16 protein-coding genes are annotated in these 17694 nt (G+C 72.3%); 6 read left to right on the top strand and 10 right to left on the bottom strand.

Annotated features, from left to right (window positions below):
- Positions 1 to 11 precede the first annotated feature (11 nt).
- Complete coding sequence (locus A6Q79_RS10385; protein ID WP_286690250.1) at positions 12 to 2789, top strand: RNA helicase; 2778 nt, start codon at positions 12 to 14, stop codon at positions 2787 to 2789.
- On the opposite strand, the gene A6Q79_RS10390 is transcribed toward A6Q79_RS10385, so the two are convergent.
- The gene (locus A6Q79_RS10390; protein WP_286690251.1) at positions 2779 to 3741 is read right to left on the bottom strand and encodes a 5'-3' exonuclease; all 963 of its coding nucleotides are present in this window, start codon (positions 3739 to 3741) and stop codon (positions 2779 to 2781) included. The two genes, A6Q79_RS10385 and A6Q79_RS10390, sit on opposite strands and share 11 nt — an antisense overlap.
- Positions 3742 to 4027: 286 nt before the next feature.
- Entirely contained in the window at positions 4028 to 5581 is a 1554-nt protein-coding gene (locus tag A6Q79_RS10395) for a M20/M25/M40 family metallo-hydrolase (RefSeq protein WP_286690252.1), read from the bottom strand.
- 107 nt (positions 5582 to 5688) lie between these two features.
- Here A6Q79_RS10395 and A6Q79_RS10400 point away from each other — a divergent pair, with 107 nt between their 5' ends.
- Genes A6Q79_RS10400 through A6Q79_RS10410 form a run of 3 tightly spaced genes read left to right on the top strand, consistent with a single transcriptional unit; the run spans position 5689 to position 9084 of the window.
- Positions 5689 to 6765, top strand: coding sequence for a Xaa-Pro peptidase family protein (locus tag A6Q79_RS10400; RefSeq protein WP_067857430.1), 1077 nt, complete (start codon positions 5689 to 5691; stop codon positions 6763 to 6765).
- A gap of 13 nt (positions 6766 to 6778) precedes the next feature.
- Positions 6779 to 8278: an apolipoprotein N-acyltransferase gene (gene lnt / locus A6Q79_RS10405; protein ID WP_067857427.1), complete on the top strand. Its 1500-nt coding sequence runs from the start codon at positions 6779 to 6781 to the stop codon at positions 8276 to 8278.
- Positions 8275 to 9084: a polyprenol monophosphomannose synthase gene (locus tag A6Q79_RS10410; protein ID WP_286690253.1), complete on the top strand. Its 810-nt coding sequence runs from the start codon at positions 8275 to 8277 to the stop codon at positions 9082 to 9084. The genes lnt and A6Q79_RS10410 overlap by 4 nt, the downstream gene beginning before the upstream one ends.
- A 1-nt stretch (position 9085) precedes the next feature.
- Here A6Q79_RS10410 and A6Q79_RS10415 read toward each other — a convergent pair whose 3' ends face one another.
- The 6 genes from A6Q79_RS10415 to A6Q79_RS10440 form a co-directional block, all read right to left on the bottom strand.
- Complete coding sequence (locus A6Q79_RS10415) at positions 9086 to 9460, bottom strand: RNA polymerase-binding protein RbpA (protein ID WP_067857424.1); 375 nt, start codon at positions 9458 to 9460, stop codon at positions 9086 to 9088.
- A gap of 62 nt (positions 9461 to 9522) precedes the next feature.
- Entirely contained in the window at positions 9523 to 10848 is a 1326-nt protein-coding gene (locus A6Q79_RS10420) for an MFS transporter (protein ID WP_286690254.1), read from the bottom strand.
- Positions 10835 to 11620 (bottom strand): glycerophosphodiester phosphodiesterase, encoded by a 786-nt coding sequence (locus A6Q79_RS10425; protein WP_286690255.1) that lies wholly within the window; start codon positions 11618 to 11620, stop codon positions 10835 to 10837. The genes A6Q79_RS10420 and A6Q79_RS10425 overlap by 14 nt, the downstream gene beginning before the upstream one ends.
- Before the next feature lie 62 nt (positions 11621 to 11682).
- Positions 11683 to 13218 carry a UDP-N-acetylglucosamine 1-carboxyvinyltransferase gene (locus A6Q79_RS10430; protein WP_067857415.1) on the bottom strand — a complete coding sequence of 512 codons (1536 nt, stop codon included), beginning with the start codon at positions 13216 to 13218 and terminating at the stop codon, positions 11683 to 11685.
- A 38-nt stretch (positions 13219 to 13256) separates the two neighbouring features.
- A complete protein-coding gene (locus A6Q79_RS10435) occupies positions 13257 to 14225 on the bottom strand; it encodes a DMT family transporter (RefSeq protein ID WP_067857412.1) in 969 nt (322 codons plus the stop codon).
- A 1-nt stretch (position 14226) separates the two neighbouring features.
- Positions 14227 to 14886, bottom strand: a complete 660-nt coding sequence (locus A6Q79_RS10440; RefSeq protein ID WP_286690257.1) for an MBL fold metallo-hydrolase — start codon at positions 14884 to 14886, stop codon at positions 14227 to 14229.
- A gap of 67 nt (positions 14887 to 14953) precedes the next feature.
- Between A6Q79_RS10440 and A6Q79_RS10445 the strand changes: the two genes are divergently transcribed.
- Together A6Q79_RS10445 and A6Q79_RS10450 are read left to right on the top strand one after the other, a co-directional pair.
- Positions 14954 to 15847 carry an alpha/beta hydrolase gene (locus A6Q79_RS10445; protein WP_286690258.1) on the top strand — a complete coding sequence of 298 codons (894 nt, stop codon included), beginning with the start codon at positions 14954 to 14956 and terminating at the stop codon, positions 15845 to 15847.
- A gap of 41 nt (positions 15848 to 15888) precedes the next feature.
- Complete coding sequence (locus A6Q79_RS10450; protein ID WP_286690259.1) at positions 15889 to 16683, top strand: alpha/beta fold hydrolase; 795 nt, start codon at positions 15889 to 15891, stop codon at positions 16681 to 16683.
- A gap of 27 nt (positions 16684 to 16710) precedes the next feature.
- Here the strand turns inward: A6Q79_RS10450 and A6Q79_RS10455 are convergent, their stop codons facing one another.
- Positions 16711 to 17097, bottom strand: coding sequence for a low affinity iron permease family protein (locus tag A6Q79_RS10455; protein ID WP_286690260.1), 387 nt, complete (start codon positions 17095 to 17097; stop codon positions 16711 to 16713).
- A gap of 9 nt (positions 17098 to 17106) precedes the next feature.
- Entirely contained in the window at positions 17107 to 17274 is a 168-nt protein-coding gene (locus tag A6Q79_RS10460) for a hypothetical protein (RefSeq protein WP_317698116.1), read from the bottom strand.
- Positions 17275 to 17694 lie beyond the last annotated feature (420 nt).

Genomic DNA, 17694 nt, shown 5'->3' on the forward strand with positions numbered 1-17694 from the left:
AGGCTGGGGGCATGACGAGCCCGGCCGAGAAGTTCGCCCAGGCCTCGGCCACGAGACGTCACCCCCACCTCGCGGAGTTCCGCGGGCTGCACGGGTTCACGCTCGACCCCTTCCAGGTACAGGCGTGCCAGGAGGTCGAGGCGGGCCGCGGCGTGCTCGTGGCGGCGCCCACCGGGTCGGGCAAGACGATCGTGGGCGAGTTCGCCGTGCACCTCGCGCTCGCCACCGGGCGCAAGTGCTTCTACACGACGCCCATCAAGGCACTCTCCAACCAGAAGTTCCACGACCTCGTCGAGCGCTACGGCGCCGACCGGGTGGGACTCCTCACCGGCGACAGCACAGTCAACGGCGAGGCGCCCGTCGTCGTCATGACGACCGAGGTGCTGCGCAACATGCTCTACGCGGGCTCGCGCACCCTCGACGGCCTCGGCTACGTGGTCATGGACGAGGTGCACTACCTCGCCGACCGCTTCCGCGGTGCCGTGTGGGAGGAGGTCATCATCGGCCTGCCCGAGTCGGTCAGCGTCGTCTCGCTGTCGGCGACGGTCTCCAACGCCGAGGAGTTCGGTGACTGGCTGAGCGAGGTGCGCGGGTCGACCACGACGATCGTCGAGGAGCGCAGGCCCGTGCCGCTGCACCAGCACGTGCTCGTGGGTCGCAAGATGTTCCCGCTATTCGAGGACGATGCGGCGGAGTCGGCGCCCGGGTCCGGGAACGAGGCCGTGCGCGTCAACCGTCAGCTCGAGAGCATGGCCCGCCAGGACTGGCAGCTCGACCGTGCCCGCAAGGGAGGCGGTCGCGGGCGGCCGCCGAAGGGCCACCGGCGCCCGCAGAGCCGGCACCGCACGCCGAGCCGCGTCGAGGTGGTCGAGAAGCTCGAGGCCGAGGGTCTGCTGCCCGCGATCGTGTTCGTGTTCAGCCGAGCGGGCTGCGCCGCGGCCGTCCAGCAGCTGCTCGACGCCCGCGTCATGCTGACCACCCCCGACGAGCGTCGCGAGATCGAGGACCGCGTCGACGAGGCGTGCGCGCACCTGCCCGACGAGGACCTCCACGTGCTGGGCTTCCACGAGCTGCGCGAGGGACTCGGTCGCGGGGTCGCCGCCCACCACGCCGGCATGCTGCCCGCGTTCAAGGAGGTCGTCGAGCAGCTGTTCAGCGATGGCCTCGTCAAGGTCGTGTTCGCCACCGAGACGCTGGCGCTCGGCATCAACATGCCCGCCCGGTCGGTCGTCATCGAGCGGCTCACCAAGTGGAACGGCGAGGCGCACGTCAACGTGACGCCGGGGGAGTACACCCAGCTCACCGGCCGCGCGGGGCGTCGCGGCATCGACGTGGAGGGTCACGGCGTGGTGCTGTGGCAGCCGCAGCTCGACCCCAAGCAGGTCGCCGGCCTCGCCTCCACGCGGACCTACCCGCTCAACTCCTCCTTCCGCCCGTCGTACAACATGGCGGTCAACCTCGTCGACCAGATGGGGCGTCGGCCCGCGCGCGAGCTGCTGGAGCAGTCGTTCGCGCAGTTCCAGGCTGACCGTGCCGTCGTCGGGTTGGTGCGTCAGATCCGCAAGGCCGACGACGCGCTCGAGGGGTACCGCGAGGCCGCGCAGTGCCACCTCGGCGACTTCCTGGAGTACGCGCGGCTGCGGCGCGAGCTGGGCGAGATCGAGTCGTCGGGGGCACGTCAGCGCAAGGCCGACCGACGTCAGGACGCGGTCGCGTCGATGGCGAGGCTGCGCACGGGCGACGTCATCAACGTGCCCGGTGGCAAGTTCGCGGGACTCGCCGTCGTCCTCGACCCGGGTGTCGTCGGTGCGGCCGAGGCGCCACGGCCGCTCGTGCTCACCGCGAGCCGCCACTCGCGTCGTCTGGGCCCGGTCGACTTCCCGGTGCCCGTCGAGCCGATCACGCGGATGCGGATCCCCAAGTCGTTCAACGCCCGCAACGCGCAGGCCCGCCGCGACCTCGCGTCCTCGCTGCGCAGCCGGGCCGAGGGTCTGCGCTGGCAGACCGACACGCCCTACCGTCCCGACCGGCCCACCGAGCGGGTCACCGACGAGCGCACCGACCCGCGTGTGGCCGAGCTGCGTGCCGCGCTCAAGGCGCACCCCTGCCACGCCTGTCCCGACCGCGAGGCGCACGCCCGGTGGGCCGAGCGGTACACGAAGCTCGAGCGCGACACCGAGCAGCAGCGCCGACGCATCGAGCAGCGCACGAACACCGTCGCCCGTCAGTTCGACCGCGTCTGCGACGTGCTCGACGAGCTCGGCTACCTCGACGGGGACACCGTCACACCGGACGGTCGGCGCCTGCAGCGGCTCTACAGCGAGCTCGACCTGCTGGTCAGCGAGTGTCTGCGGCGCGGGGTGTGGGACGGGCTCGACCCCGCCCAGCTCGCGGCCGTCCTGTCGGGCCTCACCTTCGAGAGCCGCAAGGACGACCCGCCGGCGCCGCGCTTCCCCGACCGCACGACGCTCGACGTCTCCGAGGAGATGGCGTTGCTCTGCACCGACCTGCAGGCGCTCGAGCGCCAGCACCGGGTGAAGTTCCTGAGCACGCCCGACTTCGGGTTCGCGGAGACGGCGGCGGCCTGGGTCGGGGGCGCGTCGCTCGACGACGTCCTGCGGACCACGGGCATGGCGGCCGGCGACTTCGTGCGCGCCATGAAGCAGCTCATCGACCTCGTCGCCCAGGTGGCCGACGCGGCCGGGCCCGGCCCGCTGCGGACCACCGCCCGCCAGAGCCTCGACGGTCTGCGGCGCGGCGTGGTGTCGTACTCCTCGCTCAGCGGCTGAGCGCGGCCGTCAGCCGCTCGACGACACCGCCGAGGCCCCACGTGGTGCCGAACGCCTCGAGCGCGTCACGCTGCTCCGGCGCGAGCGGGGCGAGGGCGCGGACGACCTCGGTGCCGCACACGTCGTCGCGCACCCGCACGACCTGACGCATCACCCCGACGAGCTCCTCGTTCTCGACGAGCGAGGCGCGCACCCGCGGCTTCACGGCCGAGTCGGGGTCGTGCGCCGCCGTGAGGATGCCGTCGAGGTCGCCGTAGGCATCGAGCAGGAGGGCCGCGGTCTTCTCGCCGATCCCCGGGACGCCCGGGATGCCGTCGGACGTGTCGCCCCGCATGGTCGCGAAGTCGGCGTACTGCTGCGGCTCCACGCCGTACTTGGCGCGGATCCAGGCCGCGTCGACCACGTCGGCCGAGGACACCCCACGGGCCGTGTAGAGGACCCTGACGCCGGCGTCGTCGTCGACGAGTTGGAAGAGGTCGCGGTCGCCGGTGACGATGTCGACGGGTCCGTCCCACGCCTGCGCGAGGCTGCCGATGACGTCGTCGGCCTCCGCGCCCTCGCGACCGACGACCGGGACCCCGAGGATGCCGAGCGCCTCGGCGATGAGCGGCACCTGCGGCGTGAGCAGCTCGGGCGACTCCTCGGCCGCGCCGGTGCCGCCCGCGCCGTCGCTGCTCGCCTCGCCCAGGCCGCCCTCGCCGGCCTGCGCGACACGGTGCGTCTTGTACGAGGGCAGCAGGTCGACCCGCCACTGCGGGCGCCAGTCGTCGTCCCAGCACGCCACGACCGCGTCGGGACGATGCTGGTCGACCAGCGTCGAGACGAAGTCGAGCAGACCACGCAGCGCGTTGACGACCGTCCCGTCCGGCGCCTTGAACGAGTCGGGCACGCCGTAGAAGGCGCGGAAGTACAGGCTCGCGGAGTCGAGCAGGAGCAGGCGTCCGGTGGTCACGCGCTCAGCCTAGGCCGTCGTCAGGCTGGCGGATGGGCGCAGAGTCCAGGATCGGCCGAGCGCCTCCGATCAGTCGGCGTCGACGTTCGCGCGTCGAAGACCAGCGTCCCCGCCGTCGCCGCACGGAATTCTCACCGGTGCACGGAAAGCAAGCCGTGCACGCGTCGGTTCCCCGTGCGCGGTGGAGATTCCCAGGTCAACCTGGGAATCTCCGCGACCTGGAACACCATCGCCCATCCGGCGGGGCCAGATGGGCGATGGTGTTCCGAAACGTGGGGACGGCTCGTCAGCGCTGGGCTGCGGGGCCCTCCGTGACCTTCGGGGCCTTCTTGGCGGTGGCGTTGGTGCGCACCTTGGTGCGGGCGCCGTCGCCGTACAGACCCTTCTTCGACACGCCCAGGGTGGCGACGGCGTGGGCCGCGCCGTCGGTGAGCTGGCCGAGCACCGTGGTGTTCAGGCGGGTGATGTCGTCCTGCGGCGTGTGGTAGTTCGGGTCGAGGATCTCGCCCGCCGTCCCGCCGTAGATGCTCGCCTGACGCTCGGTCTTCACGTCGTCGGCACCGCTGAACAGGCCGCCGGCCGGGATGCCGTACTGGATGAACGGGCCGTAGTCGGAGCGACCGTCGAACTCGGTCGGGTCGGTCGCGAGCCGGGCGCGGCCGAAGTAGTCGGTGAAGACCTTCTCGATCTGGGCCGAGCCCGCGGGACCGGCGGTGCCGAACGACGAGCCGTCCCCGTCGTAGACCAGCCGCACGTAGTTCGGCGAGCCGAGCATGTCGAAGTTCAGGTTCGCGTAGATCTTCGAGCGTGCGCCGTCCGACAGCGTGTCGACGTAGTGCTGCGAGCCGAGCAGGCCCAGCTCCTCCGCTCCCCAGAACGCGAACCGGACCGGACGCTGCAGCTTCTTCGTGTAGCCGGTCTTCGCCAGCTGCTTCGCGATCTCCAGCGTGCCGGCGACGCCGGTGCCGTTGTCGTTGATGCCGGGCCCCTCGGGCACCGAGTCGAGGTGCGCGCCGACCACGACGACCTGGTCGTCGTGCTTCGTGCGACGCGGCCAGTCGGCGATGAGGTTGTGCGTCTCGCGCTCCAGGTCGGTGACCGTGTCGGTCGTGACCGTGGCCGTGGCGCCACCCGCGCGGACGTCGTCGACGAGCGCCACGGCGTCGTCGTACGACAGGCCCACGACCGGCAGGTCGACCGGCGAGCCGAGCGTCCCGGTGGCCAGCTCGGTGCGGTCGGGGTTGCCCTCGTTGAAGATGATCACGGCGTCGTAGCCGGCGGCCTGGGCGTTCGACGCCTTGAGGCCGAAGTCGCAGGTGCCGCGCTGCACGAGCGCGACCGAGGGTTCCGTGGGAGCCGGCTCGAAGTCGGCCTCCTCGCAGCCCGACGTGCTGCTCGGCGTGGGCGAGGCCGGGATGACGACGTCCTTCGTGGGGACGACCGGCCCGGTGACCGAGCCGGAGCCGGAGTAGGTGAAGACCCCGGTCTCGAGCGTCTTCTCCTCAGGCGTGCGCTGCACGAGCGTCGCCGGGCTGTTCTCCGCGAAGAACGGGAAGGTGAAGGTCTGCTTGCGGACCCGGTAGCCGGCCGCACGCAGCGTCTTGGCGACGTAGTCCGACGACGCCTCGTAGCCCGGCAGCCCCGACGCGCGGTTGCCGCCGTTGCGGTTCGCGATGGTCTGCAGCTGACGCAGGTGCTGGAGCACCCCGTTGACCTGGACGGCCTGCGTCAGCCTCGTCGTGTCGACCTCCGGCTTCGAGCCACCGGCGACGGCCGGTGACGCGGAGACGAGGCCTGCGGACAGGACGACCGCTGCGGTGGCAGCGACGATCTTGCGCATGGGGATCCCCCGATCCACTCGTGATGTGATCCGTACACCCTAGGGGAGACGCGCCGCCACGGCACCTGTCGACGGCTGCGGCGGGCTCCACGACGTAGGCTCGACGCGTGACCTCCCGTTGGACCCGTGCCCAAGACCTCGCCCGCAGCCGGTCCGTCGGGGCCCTGCTCATCACCCCGGGCGCCGACCTGCGCTACCTGACCGGCTACCACGCCAAGCCGCTGGAGCGGCTGACCTGCCTCGTCGTGCCCGCCGACGGCGACCCGGTGCTCGTCGCGCCCGCGCTGGAGCGCGCCGCCGCGGAGGCGTCGGGCGTCGAGGTCGAGATCGCGACGTTCGGCGAGACCGACGACCCCTACGCCCTCGTCGGCTCGCTGCTGCCCGCCGACGCCGTCGTCGCGGTCGACAACCAGATGTGGGCCGAGCGGGTGCTCGCCTTCCAGCGACGCTTCGCCGACGTCCGGCTCGCCGGCCCGCTGCTCGCGGAGCTGCGCATGCGCAAGGACCCGCACGAGGTGGCCGCCCTGCGCGACGCCGGTGCCGCGATCGACCGCGTGCACCAGCGCATGGGGGAGTGGCTGCGACCCGGCCGCACGGAGCGTGAGGTCGGCGCCGACATCGGCCGCGCCATCCTCGAGGAGGGGCACGAGCAGGTCGACTTCGTCATCGTCGGCTCCGGCCCGAACGGCGCGTCCCCGCACCACGAGGTCTCGGACCGCGTGATCCAGGAGGGCGACCCCGTCGTCGTCGACATCGGCGGCACGAACGCGGCCGGCTACTGCTCGGACTGCACCCGCAACTACCTGGCCGGAGGTACAGCCCCGCGCGAGTACCTCGACGCCTACGCGGTGCTGGAGGAGGCGCAGCAGGTGCAGCGCGAGCACGCGCGACCTGGCGTCACCGCCGAGTCGGTCGACGCGGTCGGACGTCAGGTGCTCGCCGACGCCGGGCTCGGAGACCTCTTCATCCACCGCACCGGCCACGGCATCGGCACCGAGACGCACGAGGAGCCGTACATCGTGGAGGGCAACGAGCTCGTCCTCGAGCCCGGCATGGCCTTCTCGATCGAGCCCGGCGTGTACCTCGAGGGTCGCTACGGCGCGCGGATCGAGGACATCGCCGTCTGCACCGACGACGGCCTCGAGGTGCTGAACAACACCTCCCGCTCCCTGACCGTCCTGTGACGCGGCGTCGACCGTGAGGTGGTACCTGGCGGCGCCGCTCGCCGCGGTCGCCGGCCTGTTGAGCGCCGCCGCGTTCGACCCGTGGTCGGTGCCCTACGCGATGATCGTCGGCGTCGCGCTGCTCGTGTGGGTGCTGCGTCGTCAGCGTGACGTCCGGGTCGCGGCCGTGCTCCTCTCCGGTGCGCTCTACGGGGCGGCCTTCATGGGTCCGCTCATCTGGTGGATGAATGCCGTGAGCAGCGGCGCGTACGTCGCCCTCGTCGCCGCGCAGGTCGTGATGCTGGCGGTGATCGCCGTGCCGCTGCGCGCAGCCCTGCGGCTGCCGGGCTGGCCGCTCTGGGGCGCTGCTGCCTGGGTGCTGGGGGAGCAGGTGCGCAGCGGCTTCCCGTTCAGCGGGTTCCCGTGGGGCCGACTCGCCCACACGGCGATCGACACCCCGCTCGCCCCCTACGCCCGTCTCGTCGGCATGCCGGGGACGTCGGCGCTGCTGTTCGTGCTCGCGGCGATGCTCGTGGTGCTCGCCGGCGCCGGGGTCGCCCGGCGCTCGCTCGCCGTCGGCGTCGTGGTCGCGGTGGTCGTCGCGGGTCTGTTCCTGCCGTCGGGGCTCGCCGGGGGAGGCCCGGAGCGGCGGATCGCGGCCATCCAGGGAAACACGCCGGGTGCGTTCCTGACGTGGCCGCGCGGCGAGATCGGCGCCCTGCACCTCGCCGAGACGCAGCGCTACGCCGACGCCGTGTCCGCCGGCACCGAGCGCGCCCCGGACCTCGTCGTCTGGCCCGAGAACGCGCTCGACGTGGACCCGTTCGCCGACCCCGTCCTGGCCGGGCGCATCCAGGCCCTCGTGCAGCAGCTCGGCGCGCCCATCCTCGTCGGCGCGATCCTCGACGGGCTCTCCGACCGCACCGCCTACAACGCGGGCATCGTCTGGGACGGTGACGGCCCCGGCGAGGTGTACGTCAAGCGCAAGCTCGTGCCCTACGGCGAGTACGTCCCGTTCCGACGCGAGCTCGGCGACCTCGTGCCGCGTGTCGACCGCGACATCCCGCGCGACATGCTCCCCGGTCGACGGGCCGGCGACCTGCGCGCCGGGTCGGTCGTCGTCGGCGACACGATCTGCTGGGACATCGCCTACGACGGCGTCGTGGAGCAGGCCGTCCGTGGCGGCGCCGAGGTGCTCGTGGTCCAGACGAGCAACGCCAGCTTCACCGGCACGTCGCAGCCCGACCAGCAGTTCAAGATCTCCCGCCTGCGCGCTATCGAGACCGGACGCTGGGTCGTCGTGCCGTCCACGAACGGCATCAGCGGCATCATCGACGCGAGCGGTCGCGTCGTGGCCGAGGCGCCGCGGGAGCAGCCTGCGACGCTCGTCGCCGACGTCGGCACGGCGACCGGCCAGACCCCCGCGACGCGGGCCGGACGCTGGCCGGCCGTCGCGCTGATGACCCTCGGGCTCCTAGGGTGGGTCCTCGGAGCACGTGACCTGCGCCGGTCGCGTCGGAGGGAGCACGCGTGAGGGTCCTGGTCGTCATGCCCACCTACGAGGAGGCGGACAGCCTCCCGGGGGTGCTGCAGCGTCTGCGCACGTCGGAGCCCGACGTCGACGTGCTCGTCGTCGACGACGCGTCGCCCGACGGCACGGGCGAGCTCGCGGAGCAGGTCGCGGCGACCGACCCCGGCGTGCACGTGATGCACCGTAGCGGCAAGGCCGGGCTCGGCGTCGCCTACCGCGCGGGCTTCGCCTGGGGCCTCGAGCGCGGCTACGACGTGCTCGTCGAGATGGACGCCGACGGCTCGCACCTGCCCGAGGAGCTGGGTTCGCTGGTCGAGGCCGCCCGGACGGCCGACCTCGTCATCGGGTCACGCTGGGTCGCCGGCGGCTCCGTCGTGAACTGGCCGTGGTACCGCCGGCTGATCTCGCGTGGAGGCACTCTCTACGCGCGGGTCGCGCTCGGGCTGCCCGTCCACGACGCGACGGCCGGGTTCCGCGCCTTCCGTGCCGACACGCTGCGCCGCATCGACGTGGCCGGCGTCGCGTCGCAGGGCTACTGCTTCCAGATCGACATGACCCGTCGGGTGCACGAGGCGGGCCTGCGGGTCGTCGAGGTGCCGGTGACGTTCGTCGAGCGCGAGCTCGGCACGTCGAAGATGAGCTCGTCGATCGTGCGGGAGGCGCTGTGGCGCGTCACGGTGTGGGGACTGGCACGGCTCATCCCCGGACACCGCCGCCGCGCCCGGCGGATCGCCCCCGGACACGGCGAGACCCCGGCACCGGGCCGGGGTCTCGGATCGTCGTCCGACGTGGGGCGCGAGCCCCGCTGAGTCAGGCGGACTTCTTCTTGCGGCGGTGCAGGTGGGGCGGTCCGATCTCGCCGGAGCGCAGCAGCTCCAGGCGCTCGGTGAGGATCTCCTCCAGCTCGGTCTCCGAGCGGCGCTCCAGCAGCATGTCCCAGTGGGTACGTGCCGCCTTCTCCTCCTTCTTCTCCGGCGCGGTGCCGTCGCGAAGTCGGCCGATGCGACCCGTCTTCGGGTCCTCCCACTCGTAGGGGATCTCGGCCTCGTCGGACATCACGACCAGGAAGCTGTGTCCGTCGTCGCAGACGTACTCGATCTCCTGACGAGGGGCCATCTCGACCCCGCGCTCGTCCTCGAAGCTCTGGGCGCCCAGCCGGGCCCCCCGCAGTGCTCGTTCAGCCATGGGTCACTCCTCTCGTAGGTGACAACGTAGGTCACCCCCTTGAGATTCCCCTGAGGAGCGGGTCAGCGCATCTCGAGTGCCTTGTCGCGCAGCTGCGCCGGGACGAGCAGCAGGGCGACCAGGCCCAGGCCGAGCACGAGGATGAGCCCGAGGATGCCCCAGCGGTCGTCGCCGCCGACGAAGGCGAACAGGCCGAAGAAGGTCGGGGCGAGGAACGACGCGGCCCGCCCGGTCATCGCGTAGAGGCCGAAGTTCTGGCCCTCCTTGCCCGGGGCCGTGAGACGTGCGAGGTACGTGCGCGACGCCGACTGCGCCGGACCGACGAAGAGGCACAGCAGCAGGCCGAAGACCCAGAACCCGGCCGTGCCGTGCACGAAGACGAGCACCACGCCGACGACGATGAGGGACACCAGCGAGAAGACGATGACGCGCCGCGGGCCGAGGCGGTCGTCGAGCCGACCCGCGACGATCGCGCCGCCTGCTGCGGCGACGTTGGCGGCGATCGCGAAGTAGATGACCGTGTCGCTGGTGAACCCGTACACCGACACGGCGATGACGCCGCCGAAGGTGAACACGCCCGCGAGGCCGTCGCGGAACAGGGCGCTCGCGAGGAGGAACTGCAGGGTCACGCGGTCGTCGCGCCACATGGCGCGCAGCTCGGCGAACAGCACCCGGTAGGACTCGACGAAGCCGGCCCGGGGGAGCGGACTGGCCTCCGCCGGCAGCTCCGGCACGGCCAGCAGCACGGGGAGGGCGAACACGAGGAACCAGGCCGCCGAGACGACCGCGACGACGCGGATGTTGAGGCCCTCGTCGGTCGACACGCCCAGCAGGCCGCCGTCGCCGCTGATGAAGCCGAGGAACACGACGAGCAGGAGCACGATGCCGCCGAGGTAGCCGAACCCCCAGCCGATGCCGGAGACCCGGCCCACCGTCGCCGGCGTGGACACCTGGCGCAGCATCGCGAAGTAGGGCACCTGGGCGAGCTCGAAGAGCACCGTGCCGACCGCCAGGAGCAGCAGGCCCAGCCACAGGTGGTGGTAGTCGTCCTTGACGAAGAACATCAGCGCCATGCAGGTGACCACTGCGCCGGTGAGGAGCGCGAGGGAGCGCTTGCGGCGGCCGCCGCCGTCGGAGCGTTGGCCGAGGACCGGCGCGAGCACGGCGATGACCAGCGATGCGGCGGCGATGGACCACGCGAGCCAGGTGCTCGGCGAGACGGGGCCCGGCAGCCCCTTGCCGACGCTGTCGGTGAGGTAGACCGAGAAGACGAACGTGACGATGACGGCGTTGAAGGCTGCGGACCCCCAGTCCCACAACGACCAGGCGACGACCTGGCTGGGGCGGGTGCGCCCGGCGACGGCGTCGCCGGTCTCAGTGCTGCTCATCGGGCCAGCTCCCTCGTTCGTCCAGGACGTCGCGCAGGACGTCGGGCCGGTCGGTGACGATCCCGTCGACGCCGATCTCGAGCAACATTCTCATCTCGTCGGGGTCATCGACGGTCCAGACGTGCACCTGCAGACCCGTCTCGTGCGCGCGGCGGACGAAGCGCGGGGTGACGACCGTGATCGGGCCCCGCCGTACGGGCACCTGCACGCAGTGCACGCCCCGACGTGCCGCGAGCCGGCGGACCCAGCGCGTCGGACCGAGCTTGAGCGCGGCGATCTCCAAGGGTCCGCCCGAGCGGGCCGCGTCGGGGCAGAGCGCGCGGAGGCGGCCGAGGCGGGCCCCGGAGAACGACGCGAGGCACACGCGGTCCTCGGCGCGCGCCTCCTGCACGACCTGCACCGTCGCCTCCACGGCGGCGTCGGCCTTGACGTCGATGTTGAATCGGGCGTCGGGCAGCGTCGCGAGGAGGTCGGCGAGGCGGGGGACCGGCTCCCGTCCGGCCACCGGCACGCGGTCGATCTCGGCCGACGTCAGCGCGGCGATCGGCGTCTCGACGCCCGTCATGCGGCCGAGGTGCGCGTCGTGGAAGGCGTACACGACACCGTCGGCCGAGACGTGGACGTCGGTCTCGAGGAAGACGTAGCCGAGGGCCACGGCGTTGCGGAACGCCGTCAGCGTGTTCTCGATGCCGTCGTTCGCCGGGAGTCCGGCTCCTCCCCGGTGCGCGAGCGCGAGGGGGAGGGGCGCGTCGAGGTACGGGTGCGGGGACACGGCGACCACGCTAGCCCGACCCGGGGGGCAGCGCGGGCGCGCCGCGCGCCCGACGCCGACGCTCAGATGTCGCGGAAGGTCTCGATCTGGGCGCCGAGGGCGTTGAGGCGCTCGGCGAGGTCCTCGTAGCCGCGGTTGATCACGTAGACGCTGCGCAGGACCGACGTGCCCTTCGCCGCGAGCATGGCGAGCAGGATGACGACGGCGGGCCGCAGTGCCGGCGGGCACACGATCTCGGTGCCGCTCCAGTGCGTGGGGCCGTCGACCAGCACGCGGTGCGGGTCGAGCAGCTTCACGCGCGCGCCGAGCTTGTTCAGCTCGGTCAGGTAGATGGCGCGGTTCTCATAGACCCAGTCGTGCAGGAGCGTCTGGCCCTGCGCGGTCGCCGCGATGACGGCGAAGAACGGGAGGTTGTCGATGTTGAGGCCTGGGAAGGGCATCGGGTGCACCTTGTCGATCGGCGCGCGCAGGTCCGACGGGTAGGTCGTGATGTCGACCAGTCGGGTCTGTCCGTTCTCGGCGGCGTACTCGGCGCTGCGGTCGTAGCGGAAGCCCATCTCCTCCAGCAGCGCGAGCTCGATCTCCATGAACTCGATCGGCACGCGGCGCACGGTGATGCTCGACTGCGTGACGATGGCCGCCGCGATGAGGCTCATCGCCTCGATCGGGTCCTCGCTCGGGGCGTAGTCGACGTCGGTGTTGATGCGCGGCTTGCCGGTCACGCGCAGCGTCGTCGTGCCGATGCCCTCGATGCCGACGCCGAGCTTCTCGAGGAAGAAGCAGAGGTCCTGCACCATGTAGTTCGGGCTGGCGTTGCGGATGACCGTGACCCCGTCGTAGCGGGCCGCCGCGAGCAGCGCGTTCTCGGTGACGGTGTCGCCGCGCTCGGTGAGCACGATCGGCCGCTCCGGCCCGACGCCACGGGCGGCGTCGACGTGGTAGCTGCCCTCCGTGGCGACGACCTTCAGGCCGAAGGGGCGCAGGGCCGTCATGTGCGGCTCGACGGTGCGGGTGCCGAGGTCGCAGCCGCCCGCGTACGGCAGCTCGAACTGGTCGACCCGGTGCATGAGCGGGCCGAGGAACATGATGATGCTGCGGGTGCGTCGGGCCGCGGCCTCGTCCATCGCCGCGAGGTCGAGCTGGGCGGGCACGACGAGCTCGAGGTCGCCCTCGTCGCCGAGCCACCGGGTGCGGACGCCGATCGACGACAGCACCTCGAGCAGGCGGTTGACCTCCTCGATCCGCGCGACCTTCCGCAGGATCGTGGTGCCCTCGTTGAGCAGGGAGGCGCAGAGCAGGGCGACCCCGGCGTTCTTGCTCGACTTCACGTCGATCGCACCGGACAGCTGCGTGCCGCCCTTGACCCGCAGGTGGCTCGGGCCGGACGTGCCGACGCTCACGATCTCGGAGTCGAGCGCGGTGCCGATCCGGGCGATCATCTCCAGCGTCAGGTTCTGCTGGCCCTTCTCGATCCGGTTCACCGCGCTCTGGCTGGTGCGCAGCTCCGTCGCCAGCTCCGACTGCGTCAGCCCACTGTGCTGACGAGCGTCGCGGATGAGGGTGCCGATACGGGCCAGGTAGTCGTCTCGTGCGCTCACCCCACCAGGCTATCTCACAAGTGAGATAGGACAAGCACTCAGGTGCGGCGCCGTGTCGCCAGCGCGACGACCACGCCGACGACCGCCAACAGGCCGCCCAGCAGGCCCAGCCAGGACACGTCGACGGAAGGATCGAGCACCTCGATCACCTCCGCGGCGACCACCTGGCCGGCGATCGAGCAGAGCCCGAGGACCAGCACGCCGTGAATCTGCACGGCGACGGCGGAGATGGCGATGAAGCCGATGCCGAGCACGCCTCCGACGTAGTACCACCACTGCGAGGGGAACCCGTCGACGTGCCCCGGCGCGAGGAAGCTGACGAGGAGCAGCACCAGCAGCGCCGACGTGCCGACCAGGAAGTTGTTCCAGGTGGTGACCAGCGGTCCGCCGACCGCGGAGATCTTCCCGTTGAAGGCCTGCTGCACCGCCTGCAGGCACCCGGCCACGAGGGCGAGCGAGGCAAGGAGCAGCGACAGGCCGAGGTGGCTGCCGTCGAGGTCGCCGAGGACCTTCACGGTCACGGCGGCCACGGCGAACAGGGCAGCCACCGCCCGCGGTCGCGAGACGGGCTCGTGCCCGCCTGGCCCGAGCCCCACGTGGTCGACCACGAGCGAGGCCACCGACTGGCCCGCCGTGAACGCGACGATGAACAGCGCGACGCCGATGACGCCGACGGCGATGCCCTGGGACGCCACGAAGAACGCCCCGCCCAGCCCGCCGAGCAGGTGCACCGGCCGCAGTCGCGGGCGGTCGGCGCCGTCGGCAGGATCGCGCAACGCGTCGAGGACGCGACGCAGGCCGGCGCGCCGACGCGGGTGCGACAGCACGACGGCGCTCAGCAGGACCAGGCCGCTGCCGAAGCTGACGACCGCGGCCAGGGCGCCCGCCCGGAGGCCGTCGCCGAGCTGACCGGCGAGCGAGGCGTTGACGCGCGACTGCAGCGTGATGAGGGCGCCGACCAGCAGCATGAGCGGGACCGTGGCGGCCCGCAGGACGGGGTGCTCCACCTCAGACGTCGAGGCGCTGGCCGGGCGTCAGTCGGTGCGCGCGGTCGGCGTCGACCCCACCGAAGTTCACGACGTGGTTCCAGTACACGCCGTAGGCGACCTCGGAGATCGTCGCGTCGTGGATCGGCAGCAGGTTCGACGGCGACACCGTCTGCAGGAACTCGACGGTGTCGGCGATACGGGCCCACGGCGCGCTGAGCGGGAGGGCGAGGACGTCGACCCCGTCCGGGATCGACGCGTAGGAGTCGCCCGGGTGGAACAGGCGCACGCGGCCCCCGTCGGCCGACGGTCCCTCCACGAGGAGACCGACGTTCGCGACGACGGGCAGCGCCGGGAGGATCACGGCGTGCCGCTCGCCGACGCCGGTGAGGGTGAGGTCGCCGATCTCGGTGACGTGACCGGCGCGGTGGGCCTGCCACGGCTCGCCCTGCTGCTCCGCGGTCTCGGGGTCGGCCACGAAGAGCGCCTGCGGGTTCGCCTCGACGAGCTCGCGCGCCCGGTCAGGGTGCAGGTGGTCGGGGTGCTGGTGCGTGACGACGACGGCATCGAGGTCGCGCGCGGTGAACGCGTCGTCGAGGCTGAAGGCGCCGGGGTCGACGAGCACACGTGCTCGATCGGTCTCCAGCAGCAGGGCGGCGTGCCCGAGTCGGGTGATCCTCACCCCTCCATCATGCCCGCGTCCCTCACGGCCCGCCCATCCGTCCACCACCCGGCCACGAACGAGGGTCATGGGCCTCTACGCCGACGCGACCGCGCTCCTGATGAACCTCACCGCACCCCTGACGGTGCGCTACGGCGACGCGCTGCAGCTCGTGCGCGACGAGGTCGACGACCCGAGCACCTGGCGGGTGCCGACGCGCCACGGCCAGGTGCGGTGCTTCGTGTACCGGCCGCGTCCGGGCCGCCGGGCGGCACCGTCGACCCCGGGTGCGTACGTGCACCTGCACGGCGGCGCGTTCCTCATGCGGCACGCGGCGATGGACGACTTCTTCGCCCGGTGGGTGGTCGCGACGACCGGTGCGGTCGTCGTGAACGTCGACTACGACGTGGCCCCGCGGCACCGGTACCCCGTGGCGCAGGAGCAGGCGCACGACGTGCTGCGGTGGGTCCAGGAGCACGGCCACGAGCGCGACGTCGACGGCACACGGGTCGTCGTGGGCGGATTCAGCGCCGGCGGCAACCTGGCCGCGTCGGCCTGCCTCCAGGCGCGCGACGCCGGCGAGCCGCCCGTGCGGCTGCAGCTGCTCGGCGTCCCGTCGCTCGACGTCTCGACCACCGTCAAGCCCGCGACGATCCCGCGGCCGATGATCGACGAGCGCATCGTCGGGCTCGTCCGAGCCACGTACTTCAAGGACGCCGCGCGACGCACGGAGCCCTACGCGTCGCCGCTCCTCGCCGACGACGTCTCCGGCCTGGCGCCCGCACTCGTGCTGACCGCGCAGCACGACGCGTTGCGCGCCGAGGGCGACGCGTACGCACAGCGCCTGTCCGACGCGGGCGTCGCCGTCGAGCACCACGTCGTGCCGGGCCAGGACCACTACTTCCTCGATCCCGGCGACCTCGACCAGGCACGTCACTGGATGCAGGTGATGTCCGAGGCGATCCTGCGCGCGCTGGACTGACCCGGTCGGGTCCCGTGGGCGCGCGGTCCTAGGCTGGGCGCGTGAGCGACGCCATCTACGCCCGCGAGGTGGGGGAGAGCGGCGAGCGCGTCGCGTTCCTGCACGGTCTGTTCGGCCAGGGCCGCAACTTCACGCAGGCGGCGAAGGCGCTGCAGCCCGAGCTGCGCTCCCTCCTCGTCGACCTGCCGAACCACGGTCACTCGCGCTGGACCGACACCGTCGACTACGTCGACGTCGCCGACCGGGTCGCGGCGTTCCTGCGGGAGCGCTGGGTGGGCGGCGGTCGGACGCACCTCGTCGGGCACTCCATGGGCGGCAAGGTCGCGATGGTGCTCGCGCTGCGTCATCCCGAGCTCGTCGACCGGCTCGTCGTCGTCGACATCGCCCCCGACCGCAGCGAGGGTGCCGACGAGTTCGTCCACCTGCTCGACAGCCTCGCGTCGCTCGACCTCGCGACCCTCGTGCGTCGCGGCGACGCCGACGAGCAGCTGCGCTCCCGCATCGACAACGACACCGTCCGCGGCTTCCTCCTGCAGAACCTGCGCAGCGTCCCGGCCGAGGAGGGAGGCGGCTTCCGCTGGCAGGCGAACCTCGACCTCCTGCGCCGCGACCTCGAGGTGATCGGCGGGTTCCCCGAGGTCGACGCGACCTTCGACCGTCCGGTGCTGTGGCTGGCGGGGGAGCGGTCGGCCTACGTGGGCCCGCAGCACGCCGAGCACATGCGGCGGCTCTTCCCCCGCACCCGGCTGGTCACGGTGAAGGGCGCCGGCCACTGGGTGCACTCCGAACGGCCCGAGGCCTTCGTGTCCGCCCTGCGGACGTTCCTGCTCGCCTGAGGTCGGCGCCCGACCGCGCGGTCTGGATCAGTGCCGGTCCTCCAGCCCGACCGCCTCGCGCAGCCGCGTGACCGACTCGGCCAGGCGCTCGTCGTCGCGTGCCCGCGACTCCATGAGGTCGGCGATCGCCTCGGCGAGCACGTTGAGCTTCTCCTGCGACGCCTCCTCGGTCCGACGCCCGGCGTTCTCGAGCAGCGCCAGCAGGAACAGCGACTGCACGCTCGCCACGGTGTGGATCGCCACCTGCCACGACTTCAGGTCCGGCCAGAACGGCACGCTCACGAGCCAGGCCACCACGATGGCGGCGCACAGCAGGAAGAACGGTCCCCTGGAGACGAAGCCCTGCGTCGCCTCCACGAACCGGTCGAACATGGAACGGTCGTCCTGGCCGCGTGCGGCCTCCTCGGTACCCATGACCGGAGGCTAGGCCCGGCGCGCCTCCCGCGCAGCAGGGACGACGAGGGCCGACGGCACGAGGAGCACCGCCACGACGAGCAGCGCGTCGAGGGTGCCGACGTGGTCGGCCACGAAGCCGATGAGCGGGGGACCGGCGAGGAACGCCGTGTAGCCGATCGTCGACACGACGCTCACGCGCGCGGACCATCGCGACGACGACGTTGCCGGCGAGCACCGTGAGCAGCACGCCGACGCCGGCGAGCGTCATCGTCGACCACAGGACGGCGACACGTCCGTACCGGTCGAGCACCGACGTGCCGACGACGCGTCCCGCTGTCATGGCCGTGACGAACAGCCCGAAGCCGAGCGCGCCCGCCCAGTCGGGCAGGTCGTAGCCGTCGACGAGCGCCACGGTGAGCCAGTCGTTGGCCGTCCCCTCCGTGAGGGCGAGCGCCAGGACCATGAGGCCCACCAGCAGCGTGCGCGGCTCCAGCCAGGCGGAGCCGGCCGCGGGCGCGTCGTCGTCCTCGCTCGCCTCCTCGCCCGGCAGGAACGCGCGGACCACCCAGACCACGACCACGACGGCGGGCGCGGCGACGAGCCCCAGGTGCACCC

This window comes from Aeromicrobium sp. REDSEA-S32_B7, from assembly GCF_001626145.1.
In the GTDB taxonomy this organism is placed as follows: Bacteria; Actinomycetota; Actinomycetes; order Propionibacteriales; family Nocardioidaceae; genus Aeromicrobium; species Aeromicrobium erythreum.